The sequence below is a fragment of the Mycoplasma nasistruthionis genome (assembly GCF_006228185.1).
GTDB classification, from domain to species: domain Bacteria; phylum Bacillota_I; class Bacilli_A; order Mycoplasmatales; family Metamycoplasmataceae; genus Mycoplasmopsis; species Mycoplasmopsis nasistruthionis.
Map to the genome: position 1 here is coordinate 127,808 of NZ_CP040825.1, position 14,845 is coordinate 142,652.

Genomic DNA, 14,845 nt, shown 5'->3' on the forward strand with positions numbered 1-14,845 from the left:
ACAAAAAATGTATCTGAATACAGATACATTTTAAAATTAACTTCTTTTACGTTTTTTGATAATAAATCAAATAAATAATGGAATAGCAATTACAGGAATTAATAATAATGATAATAGATAATAAGGCTTAGAAGCGTTTTGGTTGTCTTTTAATTGTGTATTTGCTTCTTGTTGAGCTGTTAGATATCTTTGTTGTAATAGTTTAAATTTAGCATCAATAATAGCCTGTGTATTATTGTTGTTTTTGTTATCCATTATGTCTTGTAATTCATTAGAAATCTTTTCAATGTCTTGAACTAATTCATCTTGAACCTTACCATCAACTTGATTGTATAACTCTTTTGTTTTAGTTATTAAATCTTGAACTTGATTGTAGTTTAACACAGTTTCTTCAGCAGGAGCCGGCTTAGGTTCTTCTGGTGTAGGTGTAGGTTCAAATTCAGGTTCAGGTTGTGGCTGTGGAGCTGGATCTGGATTTGGCTGAGGCTGTACTTCTGGGTTAGGATCAGGTTGTGGTTCAGGATTTACAGGTTCATCTGATGGCCGATGATCTCTTGGGTTTTCTGGTTCAGATGGAACTTCGTTCTCAGGTCCTTCAGGTATCGGCATAGGCATAGGTGCATTATCTATTTGATTTTTTAGTTGAGCATATTCTTCAATTTTGCTATTTAAATCTTGAATTTTATTTTTAATGATTTGTTCGCTATCAAATTCATTTACAGAATCATCATTTAATGTTAAATTGACTTTGTTAATTAAATCATCATATTTCATATCCATTAATTGAGATTTAAAGCTATTTAAATCAGATAATAATTTTTGTTGTTTTGCTTTTAAATCATTTAATGATATTTGGTTTAAGTTTAAAAATCCAGTAATAGCGTTATTTTGATTTTCTAATAAGTTTCTATATGCAATTGAATAATAAACTTGTAATGTTCCTTCTTGGTCATTAGGTAAAATTTGTTGAATATTTACTTCTAAACCTAAAGTAGACGCATTATTTGAAATTTGTGCAATTTGTATTTCAGAAGGTAAAACTTGTTTGTTTTCAACTGAAAACATTAATTGTTGTTTTTTATTGTTGAAGTCAGTTTCAATTTGTGTTTGATATTGTTCTTGAATTTGTGTAAATTCATTGTTTAAATTATCTAGCAGTTGTCTTAAGTCATCATTATTTTTAGCTTCAAGTGCTTGTTGTGTAAGTGGTGATAATTTATTTTGTAATGACTGAATTAAATTAGCAACATCAGGATTTTCTTTAAAAGTATTAAATCTATCTTTTAGTGAATTAATACCACTAATCAATTGTCTTTTTTGTTCTTGTAGTTCTTGTTGTTGTTTAATTTGTTGATCTATTTGATTCTTTAGGTTTTCGTCATTAACTATAGCTTGTTGAATAGCTTCTGTTTTTTGTTTAATTTCTTCTAGATTATTATTGTTATTTAATCTGTTAGAACTTAAATCTCTGTTAATTTGATCCACTACAGATTGATATTGTGAACCTAGTGAAGAAACAGATGCTCTTAAATTCTCTAATGAAGAAACAGATGAATTGTAAATGTTTAAAGCATTTTGTAATTCTTGTTGTGCAGATACTTGCGCTGTTGTTAAAAAGTTGTTAATTGTTTGATTTTTTAAACGAGACATACCTTTGTATGAAACTTTAAATTGAAGTTCTAAAGTACCGTTTTCATCGTTTGGTGTTAAATACACATCAGAAACTGAAACATTTGTAGTGTCGTTATTTAATAATGTTAAATCACCAATAACTACAGCTGAAGGTAGTTTGTTTTTATTTGAAATTGAATAAATAACATTGTTATAGTGGTTTTCAAATGTTCTTTGCTCTTGTTGTCTTTGTAAGTCTTCTTGTTGTTGTTTTTTAACTTCGGCATTAATTTTTTCAATCTCAGGATCAATTTGATTTTTTAAAGTTGTTAAAGTGGCTACTAATTCTTTGTCTTTGTTTAAATCAGTGTCAGAAAATGCTGATTTAGCGTTTTCTACCTTTTGTTTTACTGAGTTTAAGTATGGTTCATAAAACTTAGCATAAGCAATAGTTGCATTGTGTTTATTAATTAAGTCATTAATTTGACTAGCTATGTTATCAAAGTTTTTCTTAACTTGTTTTAATTCTTCTTTTTGTTTGAATTTTTCACTTTCAACTTTAGCTTTTTCAATTGTCTTCATTAATGTTGATTGTTTTTCTTGAAGTAATGAAGCAGTAGCATTTACATTCTCTATAGCTTTATTTAATTCTGTATAAGCATTATAAACTTCAGTTTTTACAGTTCTTTCATTTTGATTATAGTATTCTTGATTTCTATAATTTGAATATTGTTGATATACAGATTTAGAAGTGGCAATTTGAGCATTTAAGTCAGTAAATTTTTGCTTTTGTTGATTATATTCAGCAAGTGTTGAAGCTTTAGCTAATGCATCCTGTGCTATTCTTTTCTGAGCTTCAGATAAATTGTTAAATGTTTGTAAATCATTATGTGGCTGATTTTGAGTTATAGCTTGGTCAACTTCTGTTTTGATTTGATCTAATTGACTTTGATCAAAAGCCGATCTTAATTTAGCTTCTAATGCATTTTTTTGATATAGATATAAATTTGAAGACGCTTTAACTTTAGCTAATTCAGCTTGAACGTTTTGATAAAACTCTTGATTTAAAATCTTTTTAAATTCTTCTAACTTATCATAAAGTGGTTTAATAACTTCATAGCTAACTCTGCTCTCTTTAGCTTCTTTCGCTTCATTATAGGCATTTATAAACTTGGTTTTTTCTTCCTGTGACATTTGAGTATAACCAGCAAGAGAAGAATAATTGTCAAAAGCATTAATTAAGTTTGTTAATTGCCCCATTAATTCATTTGTTTGAACGAATTTATTAACTTTTTCTGTTAATTGAGTTATATCAATATTATTTTTTCATGTATTTAAATCAAGTTGTTGGTTGTAATTTAAGTTTTTTAAACTATCTAATGTTGAAACGAAAGATCTTTCGTTTAAGTTATTAGCATCTGATAAAACTCTGTTTGCACTTTCTTGGCTAACAGGATTTAAAGCGTTTAGTTTTTGGATAAATAGTTGTTTTTGCTCTGAAAATAGTTGTGGTAATGAATTAATGTGTTCAATTGCTTTAGATAAAATTGCTGAATCACCTTTGATTTTATCTTTAACAGGCATCAATTGATCTAAAAATTCTTTGATAATAGCTACACTTAAGTTTTTTGAATTTAAGTTTGAACGATAAGTATCTACTAACTCGGTATATTTAGTTTTGTCAGCATTAGGTTCAGAAGTAAATTTATATTCTTGTCTAAATGAAGCATCAGCGTCTAGTTCAACCTTAGCTTTGTCTAGTAATGTTTTAAACTCATTTAATTGTTCAACTAATTCATCTACATTTGTAAGGTTTGTAACAACATTTGTAATTTGATTGCTAAAAATAGAAATATATTCACTTAAACGGTTTGTTTCAATAGCATTATTAATTTTTTTAACTACTTCTAAAGCTTTTTCAACTGTTGAAACAGTTTGGATGTTTGCTTGTGTAAAGTCTGAAACAACTTCTGGTTGTTCTTGCCCGGATGTAGCTGAATTTAGTAAGTTATTTAAATGTGCATTTAAGTCGGTCTGAGCTTTGTTAATTAAATCTGAGTATTTTGACTTACCATAGTCAAACTTGCTAAATACTGTATTTAAACGACTGTTTAGATTTAAGTATTGTGATTGTTTATATGAAGCATCTAATTGATTATAAGTTTCATAAGCATGTTGATTTTTTGAAGCAAAGTTTTCAATCCCTGAAACATTTATTGATTCTGGAGTGTTGCTTTGATTAAATGCCATGTTAACTAAATTATTTAATTCAGTTTGTAGTCCATTAACTTTGTTTTTGTTGTCTTGTGAAACATAACTAGATGAAACTAGTTGTTTAAATGGATTAATAAATCCATTAAATGAGTTTAAAGAAGTTCTGACTTTAAATAGTTTTGATTCTAAACCATTTCATGATGTTTCTAATTCATTTAATCTACGGTAATTAGCATCTGATGAGTTAGGTATCTTGTTTAACTCAACTAAGAATTTAGTATTAATATAGTTTTTAACATTTGGTGCTAAAGTATTAAAATCATTCATTAAATTTTGCACTCTTGTTTTTAAACTATTTAGTTTGTTTAAATAAGCATTGTCTAAAACAACAATGTTAAATGATATTTCATGAAATTTTCTTGATTCATAAAACGGGTTTTCCGGTGTCATTCTAAAAATCTTAATAGTAATTCTTTTACCAACTGAGAATTTTTCCCCATTTTGTAAAGTAATGTTTATACTATTTGAATTTGCTGTACCTGAACCAATTGTTCTGTTATCCATTGTCACTTCATAATGAAGTCCATTTAAAGGACCGTTAATTGTAAATGTGTTAGTTTCTGCAACTGGAGCGTTTGCTGTAAATGAATTACGATCTAATGGATTACCTAAATATCTGTTATTGATATCTCTGTCGCTGATGTAGTAGTTAGTTTTAAAAATAGCTTCAACTAATGAAGGACCAGGGAAGTCCATAAACACCATACCTAGTTTTTTATACTCTTGGTGTTCGTTTAAGTATTTGTTGATTTTAGGATTTATTTCTCTAGCAAAGTTATCAGGGTGAGAACCAAAACCACCGGCTTTTGACAAGAAGTTTAAGTATAGTTTGTTTGAATGATCTTCATTTGAATAACCAAACATTCTTTGTGCTTTTTCAATTTTTTCATTAACTGGAGCATTATATTCATCTTGCACGTGTTGATGACGATTGATGTAATCACCAAATTTAAACCCTCCAACACGACTAGTTGAAACTAAGTGGTGTCAGTGGTTTACAATAACCATTTTTCCACGTAAGTTAGATAAACGATAATCTAAGTTTCAAGGTTCAGCACCATTTGGGTTAAATAAGAAATTTCTATACTTAGCAAGAGCGTTTTCGTAATTTCTTTTTGCACTAGCTGCTTGACTAGTGTTGTCAACATTCATGTTTTCATCTTTAACTTTAATAACAACAGTTTCTTTTGGGTGTTGAACTAAGAATGCTGAAACTTGCTTTAAAAACTCTTCAAATGATAATGTAGAAGCTGCGGCCCCATGATAAATTCAACCATTAGATGAAACACGGATATCAAAACCACGAATTCCTAAACGCAACTGGTTTGCAATGTTAAGAGATTGCGTTCTAGCGATTGCTCAACCAAAAGTTCAAGCAGCACCTGAACCTTCTCACATAGCACTATCATGAGTTGAAGGAATAGATAATTCAAATAATTTTTTATTATCATTAACCGCACTCATTCAGTTTGAGAAGTCATATTGAGCAATATTGTAGTTATCGTTAACTGTATTGTAATATGAATATCTTGTGTTTTCTCAAATTTTGCTTTGTTCTTGAGTGATTGGAAAAGCAGCAAATAAAGCTGATGAAGCTAGAATTGTTGCTGGCATTAAAATAAAACGTTTTTTCATTATTTACCCCTTTTTAAAACTAAAAACTAAATCTTTTTAAATAAATATAATTATATATTTATTTATTAAAAAATAACACCAAAAAGTGTTATTAATAAACTTTGATTAAATATTAGTTTTTATATCAATTAGTATAACAAATTGGCAAATAATTTATGATTATTTTTGTCAAAAAAACCAATTAAATACACTATAAAATCCCTGAAAAAAATATGCGTTATTTCTGATAAAAATTTTTGTAAATATGAAATTTTTACAGTTATTGTAATTTTTATTATCTTTTATTGCACATTTTCCAAATTACGACACAGTCTTATATATATATATATATATAGAAATAAAAAAAGAAAAGAGACAAATAAAATATTTATGCGGAATAAAATAATAAAAAATACAATTATTCCATTAACAGGAATTACCGCAATTTCTCTGCCGTTTTTAGGAGTATTATCGGCTGGAGCAAGTGGTAGTTTCGGGTCACTAACAAACAATGGAACAGATAAATATCAAGGAACATATCAACAGTTTAATAATATTAAATTTCAAAATGCTTGACATCATGCATCAGACACTGATTTTGGTTTTAATGCCGCAACCAATCATGATGATGTAAACAATTATGAATATAGTCAATTACAAACTGAAAGAAGATTGGCTATGGAAGGTGTTACATTTAATCCTTCAGAGATTAAAACGCCTTATTTGGAAAATAAAGTTTTAATCGAAGAAATCATAGACAAAGAAAATAACAATTATTCATATGCAGTTTCTAAAAGTAATAAAAGAAAGTGAAGAATTACTTTTAATAATTATTTTTCACCAAGACAATCTGATATTAGAAACACTAATGAAGAAAACAGAAACCAAGACGCTGACAAAGCTAAATGATTTGCACCTAATACTTACAATGATAATAGAATGGGTATCATTCTGACAAAAGACTTAAAAATAGTTGATAACACTTTTAGAGCAACTCTACTATTTAGAGACAAATTATATAAAGAAGTAGAATTAAATGCTTCCCAAACACATATAAGAGGTAGAACATATAAATTTATCAATAATGGAAATCAATTTTATGCTTATAATGGAAATAAAATTACTAGACCAAAAGTTAGAGGAAACTTTAATGTTAATCTTATAAAATCGAAAGATTATAATTCAAACATTTTAATTCAAGAAGAAGTCAAATTAAACAGATCATTTACACAAGATTGAGATTATAAAGATTGAAACAATAGCAATAGTGGTTTAGATCATGCTGCTTTCAAAGATCAAATATCATTAGGTAATTTTAGGTATTTCACACTGATTAAAAAAGAAAGAGAAAATTATCATAACACTCTACAAAAAATTAATAATATTTGATATACACACAATGACACCACCTTTTCAAATGGTGCAGTAACATATGGTCAAAGTGTGGAAAGTTTATTTACAGGATTAGCTGCTCCTAATAATGGTTTAGACTTCATGTCTGTTGATAATTGAAACAAAAACGATGCCAATGGTAAAAAAGTTTCAGCAACTGCAAATTATGCATTTTCTCAGCCATCTGCACAAGAAAAATTCAAAGCAGAAAGCTCTAAATTAAATGATTGACAAGAAAAAGCAACTCCTAATTATGCAACAACAGGAAGCACTGTTGATTCAAATAATGTTATTCAAACAATTAATGGTATAACAACAGAAGTTTCAAATGCAATTAATGAAATGAAAAACACAGCTTGACAAGCTGATAATTCAGTTCTAAAAGTAAATACAACACCAGAACAATATATTACAAAGATGTTTGAAAAAGTTGATTCAGACTTAAGCCAATTCTCAGAGGAATTTAAAAGAGTTGCTAAATCAGTTATTTTAAAACAACCAAGCAGAGAAAAAGCAAATCAATATCTACAAAATCTATTAGACATTAATGAATCATTGATCAAGATTAAAGCAGATTATGAAAAATTCAAAAATGTTCCTACAGATTCAATGTATAGTGCCTTAGAAGATAATGAAGCAAATTCTGAATGAGTATATTTCAAAGAAAAAATTGAACAAGCTAAAAACTTCATAGAAAACTTTGATTCAAACAACAATATTGATGCTTCTTTTGAAAATGTGGCTTTAAAAGCTAATGAAAGTAGAAACGAAGCTTCAAACCTTGAAGAAGGTTATTCAACTTTAGATCATGATATTGATACAGCAAAAGCTGAAATTGATAAACTAGCAAGTTTAACTCCACAAGAAAGAGAAACTTACAAAAATCAATTAGACAAAGTACTAACAAGTTTTAATCCTAACTATAGAGTATTAGAAAATTATCCACAAAGAAAATTTGAAATTAGCAAAATTTTAGCTAAAGCCAAATTTGCTAACTTATTAAAAGGATTAAGTCCAATTACAAGAGATACTTTCTTTATCTACAATCCGAAGAAAACTAACCAATCATTCACATATGCTTCAAAAATGCAAGAAGCTTTCGATAATGCCTTAAATGGTGTAGTTTCTTCAAATGCCGAAGATGCCTCAAATGTATTTGAACAATTCAAGAAAAAGTTGAAGCATCTGCAACAACTATCGTAAATGTAAACAACGGTATTCAACCATACCCATCATTAAACAGAGCACAAAAAGCACACTTTATTAATGATTTTACAAATTGAGCAATAAATGCTGAAAACCCAGTTGACACTGATCCTGCTTTCCAAGACATCAAATCAAAAGCAATAGCTGTCGGAAATGCAATGAAATCATTGAATTCAACTTATGTAAGATATGCTCGTCCTACTGGTTCGATGTATGTTTTAGACAAGCCTAAATATTTAGATGCTTCTGAAACTACCAAAACTGCCTTTGACAATTCAGTAGATTTAGCAAGAAGAGTTTTAGAAAGACCTGCTAGAGATGGTGCAGCTCAAGTTCCATTTATTGATGAATATTTAGATGTAACAAAATTGGAAGAAATTAAAAATCAAGTTGTAGTTGATGAATCTAAACTAGACGGAGTTAAACAAGGATTAATTAACAAAATTAAATCATTAGCTTCAAAAGTTAATAATCAAGAAGTTTTAACTGACAAACAAATTGAAGACTATTTAGCTCAACAACAAGCTTCAGGGTTCTTGGCTGATTCAACATTTAAAGCTGACAAAGTTAATGAATACTTTGACAGTGCTTATCAAGCGTTAGTTAAAGATAAAGTTGCTGAACTATTAAATAGTTCAAGTAATTTAAATGAAGCCGATAAACAAACTGCTTTAGCTCAAATCGACGCTGCTAAATCACTATCAGATAATCCAGCACTATCAACAGTGTTTGCTAATGCTAAAACAATGGTTGATCAAGCTAACCAACTTGTAACACAAATTAATGAAGCTCCAACTTATGAAGATTTAACAGAAGCTCAAAAAACTGCTTTAATAAATGATTTTAAAAATTCTCCAAGGTTTTACGAGGGTACAACATTTAAACAAAATGCAGTACAAGATTTTGAGACTTCTAAAGTAAATCCAGTAGTGGCGCAAACTACAAAACTAAAACAATTAGTTGACAAAATCAAAGAAGCTAATACATTAGCTTCAGAAAAATATTCATTATCAGCTAATAAAGATGCATTTGACACAGCCTTTGCTAATGCTTCAGGAAATGATTTTTCTAAATTTGATAAATTAGATCCAACAGAAATTGAAAACATTTACAACGAGCTAAAAACTCAATATGATGCTCTAAACGGTTATAAATCTAAATTACAAAAAGAAATTGATGCTACTGATCAAACAATCAAAGATTATATTGGTACAGAAGAGTTTAATAATGCTACAAATATTGATAATGTTAATATTGAAAACGACACTCAATATACAGCTGAATACAACAAGGTTTTAGCTAATTTAAAAGAAAAAATGGCTCAAAAAGTTGATTCATTAACTTCATTAAATGACGCTCAAAAACAAGCATTAAAAAATGAGATTAATGATCCGCAAGTTAATACTTTTAATGCACTAAAACCATTTATTGAAAAAGCTAATAACTTAAATACTGCAATGGAAGCTTTAAAAGAGCAAGTTAAAGCTGCTGATACTTTTAGCAAAGATAATCAAGACATAATTCCACTTCTAACAGAAGAACAAAAACATGACTTTAACAGCGCGTTTGATAATGCTCAGTTAATTTCTCCGCTTAATGGAAATAATGGTTCTAATGCTGATAAACAAACAGTTGATAATGCAACAAATGCTCTAAAAAATGCCTTAGCTAAAATTCAAGTTGATGCACTTAAAAAAGCTATCGAAGACAAGTTGGCTAAAATTGATGACAACTCATCAGCAAAAGCTAAAGAAGTTAAAACTGAAATTCAAGGTAGATTACAAACAGCTGATGCTGAACAGTTAAGAAAAGATTTAGCAACCTTAAATTCAACATTAGCTAAAGAAGAGTTGCAAAAAGCATTTGAACAAGCAAATGCTTTACAAGATAAATCAACTGATTTACAATCAGAACTTCAAAAAGCACAAGAATTGTTAAACAATGGTTCTGCTGATAATTCAAAATACACCGAACAAGCTTTAAAACTTAAAGATTTAATTAAAGCTAATGCTTTAGAAAAATTAGTTAAACAAGTAGAAGCAACAGGGACTGCTGACAATCCTAATTTAGCTAAAGAATTACAAGAAGCAAAAACAATTTTAGATAACAAAACAACTTCACAATATGATAATGCTTTAGCAGAGCTACAAGATGCTTTGAACAAAAAAGACTTAGAAAAAGCAATTGCAGAAGCAGAAAAGCAAGACAACAAAGACACTTACTTAAGACTTAAAAATGCTCTAACACATGCAAAAGAAGTTTATAGTGATAAAAATTCAAGTGCTGAAACAATTAAGGCAGCTGAAGATGCTTTAAAAGATGCAATTGAAAAAGCTAAAAAAGCAAGTGACGTAAGAAGTGTTTTACAAGATTTAGTTGATGAAATTAAAAAAGATAATGCATCTGCTAATAATGAAATTGTTAAACCTAACTTAACAAATGCTGAAAGTAAGTTAGCTGATCAATCAGCTACTCCAGAGCAACTTCAAAAAGAAGTTAATAAACTAACAGCTGCTTTACCACTAGCTAAATTAGACAACTTAGTAAAACAGGCTGAAGCAACGGATAATAAGTCACAAAGATTAACCGATGAACTTAAAAAAGCAAAAGATTTCTTAGAAGCAAATAAAGGTTTAATAACTGATGATTTAGCTGAACAAAAAGCTTTAGATATTCAAAATCAAGCTGATGCAGAATATAAAGCTTTAAATAATGCAATAGTTAAAGAAAAATTAGCTAAAGCTATTGCTGATGCTTCAGCTTTACCAAACAATAATTCTGATGCCTTTAATAAGCTTCAAGAAGCTATTAAGAAAGCTCATGACTTATACAACAACTTAGAAAATAAAGATGAAACAGCAATTAATGATGCTATTGCAAAATTAGGTCTAAATACAGAATTATTAAACTTAGACAATGCTATTAAAGTAGCTAATGCAATAGAACCTAAGTCAGATAATTTAAAAGACGCTATAACAAATGCAAACTCAAAAACTTCATCAACTAATGTTGAAGACATTAAAAACGCAATTGCAAAACTAAACACAGCAGTTGACAAAAATCCATTAAACAATGCTGTCGCTAAAGCTAAAGATGTTTTAAGTAAATTAAATGAAGATCCTAATTCAACAGACCCTGAATTAGCAGAAAATTCAGCTAAATTACAAGAAGCAAAACAAGCAATTGAAAATGCAATTGCTCAAGCAGAAACTAAATTAAATGAAGAACCTGTCTTAACTAAAGACAAATATCAAGAAGAAGCAAACAAACTTGATAATGTAGTTAACCAGGCTATTACAGAACTTGATAAACTAAAACAAGAAGTTCAAAAATCAGTTGATAAAGCTAAAAAAATAGGACTAAACAATCAAGCTGTTACTGATGCTGAAGCTAAAGTAGCACAAGATTCTAGACCATCAGCTAAAGAATTAATTGATGCTAAAAACTTACTTGATAAAGAAATTGCTAAAAAAGAACTTCAAAATGCTATTGAAGCCTTAGACGCTGACTTAAAAGATTCAGAAACATTCCAAAAAGATGTTTTACAACCAATTAACAATGTCTTAAATGATGCAAATTCAACTAAAGAACAATTCGAGCAAGCAAAAGCGCAATTAGAAAATGCTAAAACTAAAAAAGATTTATTTAAAGCGCTTGATGAAGCTAATAAACAAGTTCCAATTAATGAATCTCTACAAAATCTAATTAACCAAAATAAAGCAGTTGTAGCAAATAATGATGCTCCGGCAGATGCAAATGATATTGCTAACAGAGTGAAAGAGCTTGAAAAAGCTATTAAAGCAAATGAGTTGCAAAACTTAGTAAATCAAGCAAATAATGTTCCTAACAATGAACAATCAGAACAATTAAAAGAACAAATCAACAATGCACAACAAGTTCTAGACAACAATAATTCAACACCACAAGAAATTCAACAGGCTAAAGAAAATATTCAGAAAGCAATTGACAATAACAAGTTAAATAAAGTACTAGCAGATGCTAAAGCAGTAGATCAAGTATTTGATAAACTAAATGACAAATCTAATGCAACTATTTCAAACGAAATAAAAGAAGCTATCAAACAAGCTGAAACAACTTTAAACAATCCAAGCGCAACTAAAGAACAAAAAGATCAAGCAGCAAATGAATTAAATAAAGTTGTTGAAAAAGCAAACAACGCCTTAAATGATTACAAAAATGATCAGAAACAAATTCTAGACAATTTAGTCAAAGAAGCAGAAGCATTAGAACCTAAATCTACTAAACTGCAAGAAACTCTGAAAAAAGCTAATGCAATTAATGATGAATCATCAATTAATGACATTATCAAAGCAGTTGAAGAATTATCAAAAGATGTTAGAACAAATCCGCTAGATGTACAAATTGAAAAAGCACCATCAGTTTCTGAAGGAAGAAATGTTCCAAATGAACTAGACACATTACAAGAATCAAAAGATCTAGCAAATGATCCAAACGCAACAACAGATCAAATCAACAAACAAGCTCAAAAACAAGAACTTAACAATTACAAAATTGATCAACTAGCTGAATTAGATAAGTTAAATAACTTAACAGATGCTCAAAAAGATAAAATTAAGCAACAAATTATTGATGCTACTGACACTGAGCAAGCTAAAAATGCTTTAGATAATGCAAAAGTTCTAGAAACAGCAATGGAACAGTTAAAACAAGTTAATAATGATACAAAAGCAACATTAACTGATCCAAATTCACCAAGTCATAAAAATTATGTTTATGCTGAAAACGCTGATAAACAAGCATTAGATAAATTAATTAATGATGCTACAAATGCATTAGACAATGGTTCAGAAATTGATCCAGAAGCAATTAATAAGATTAAAAATGATTTAGAAGCTCAAGCAACTGAAATTAATAAGGGACAAGGATTAAACAACTTAATTGATAAAGCACAAAAAGCGCTTGATAATCAAGATGTTGAAGAATCTAACCAATACAAAAATGCACCAACTAAACTGCAAGATCAACTAGCTAATGCAAAAGCCGAATTACAAGAAGCTTTAAAAACATTAAAAGAAGCTTCTCCGGCCAAAGAAGCTTACAAGACTGATGTAGAAGATAAATTAAATCAATTAGAACAACTAAAAGATAAAATTAATCAATTCTCAGATCAACCACTAGTTGATGATCAGAAAAATGTAGGTGTAGATCTAAATTCATTAGATAACTTATCTGAATCTACAAAGAATGATTTCTTTGGAGTTAAACCACAAGGTCTATACAACGTTCAAGACAACAAAGAAAATACTGACAAAGTAGTTGATTTAGCTAAACAAGCTAACCAATTATTTGGTGAAATTAAGCAAAATCTAAGCAACAATGATACTAAAGCATTAAATGATAACAAAGTTGCTTTAGATGCTTTAAAACAACAAATTGATCAATTAGTTAATGCTGAAGGCGCATATGATGAAAGTAATAAGCCAGCATTTAATGAACTAAACAATTTAGTTGATGTATTAAATGATAACAATATGGCATTGTTAAATAAACTAGCCAAAGACACAGAAACATTTAAAAACTCTGATCTAACAAACAACCCAGAACAACAAATTCAAGCTTTAAATGATTTAATTGATAAAGTTAATGCTATTTCAGTTAACAAAGACTTAAACTCACCTGCATTAAATGCATATGATGAATTAAGAAACACATTAACTCAAAATGCTCAATCATTAATCAACGCTTATAACGAATTAAAAGATGGACAAAAAGAAGAGTTTAATAAAACAGTAAACAACAACCCAGTTGAACTAAAAGACTTAGATGAAATCTTAGACAGTAAAAAATACTTTGATATCAAAGAAAAACTGTCATTAAACCAAGATCTATCAGAACAAGAAAAACAAGATGCTAAAGACATAATTAAACAACTTGAAACAATCAAAGAAGCAAATAATGAAGTTCCAGATGTTTTAATTGACTTAATTAAAAACGAACTAAATAAAGCAAACCTAGATGCTAATTCAATACCATGATGACCATTCTTAGTAGTTGCATCAGGATTGCTATGATTAGCCGGATTAGCATTTATACTACTTAAAAAATAATTTCGTAAATAATAAAACTCAGAGTTAACTCTGAGTTTTTTGTTTTATTTATGAAAAGATTCAAGGTATAAAAAATTATGCCCATTTGAATCAACTAGATTTAGTTTAAAAGTTGCTATTTTAAATTAATAACATTTTCTGAAAAAAACATTTTGAATATAAAAGTTTTATTTATTAAGCAAATAAATAGCTAAAATATATTTGCAGGCGGAAACACCCTGTCAACTGGCAGTATGTGAACGCGTGAGTTTAAGCATTATGTAAAAACGCCTGGCTGCTAGACTGCCTATTTGTAAGAATAGGCAGTTTTTTGGCTAATTCTGTTTTGAACAAAATATATTTAATCAATCTTTAATTTCACTTTCATTAGAATATTCAGTAAAAAATATAAAAAATAACTTGTTAATTTTCTTACTTTAAGTTATAATATATTAGCAATTGGCGAATGTGGTGAAGCGGTTAACACAGCGGGTTGTGGTCCCGTGATGCGCGAGTTCGAATCTCGTCATTCGCCCCATATGAAAAAAGACAGTTAATCCTGTCTTTTTTGTACCATCTTATAAAATTTAAAAAGCATTTTGTACATTTACAAAATGCTTTTTCTATCCTTTATAAAAAGAGCTGAAATATTAACAAAAAAATATTAATAACACTATAAA

3 protein-coding genes and 1 tRNA gene are annotated in these 14,845 nt (G+C 28.8%); 3 read left to right on the forward strand and 1 reads right to left on the reverse strand.

The window, feature by feature from the left end; translation table 4 throughout:
- Positions 1 to 36: 36 nt before the first annotated feature.
- Complete coding sequence (locus tag FG904_RS00545; protein ID WP_139591994.1) at positions 37 to 5,520, reverse strand: phosphatidylinositol-specific phospholipase C domain-containing protein; 5,484 nt, start codon at positions 5,518 to 5,520, stop codon at positions 37 to 39.
- Between the two features lie 369 nt (positions 5,521 to 5,889).
- Here FG904_RS00545 and FG904_RS00550 point away from each other — a divergent pair, with 369 nt between their 5' ends.
- From FG904_RS00550 to FG904_RS00560, 3 genes are all read left to right on the forward strand, one after another.
- Positions 5,890 to 8,094, forward strand: a complete 2,205-nt coding sequence (locus tag FG904_RS00550) for an AAA family ATPase (protein ID WP_139591995.1) — start codon at positions 5,890 to 5,892, stop codon at positions 8,092 to 8,094.
- Between the two features lie 161 nt (positions 8,095 to 8,255).
- A complete protein-coding gene (locus tag FG904_RS00555; RefSeq protein ID WP_139591996.1) occupies positions 8,256 to 14,186 on the forward strand; it encodes a GA module-containing protein in 5,931 nt (1,976 codons plus the stop codon).
- Positions 14,187 to 14,627: 441 nt separating this feature from the next.
- Positions 14,628 to 14,703: transfer RNA gene (locus FG904_RS00560), tRNA-His, on the forward strand.
- The last annotated feature ends 142 nt before the right edge of the window (positions 14,704 to 14,845 follow it).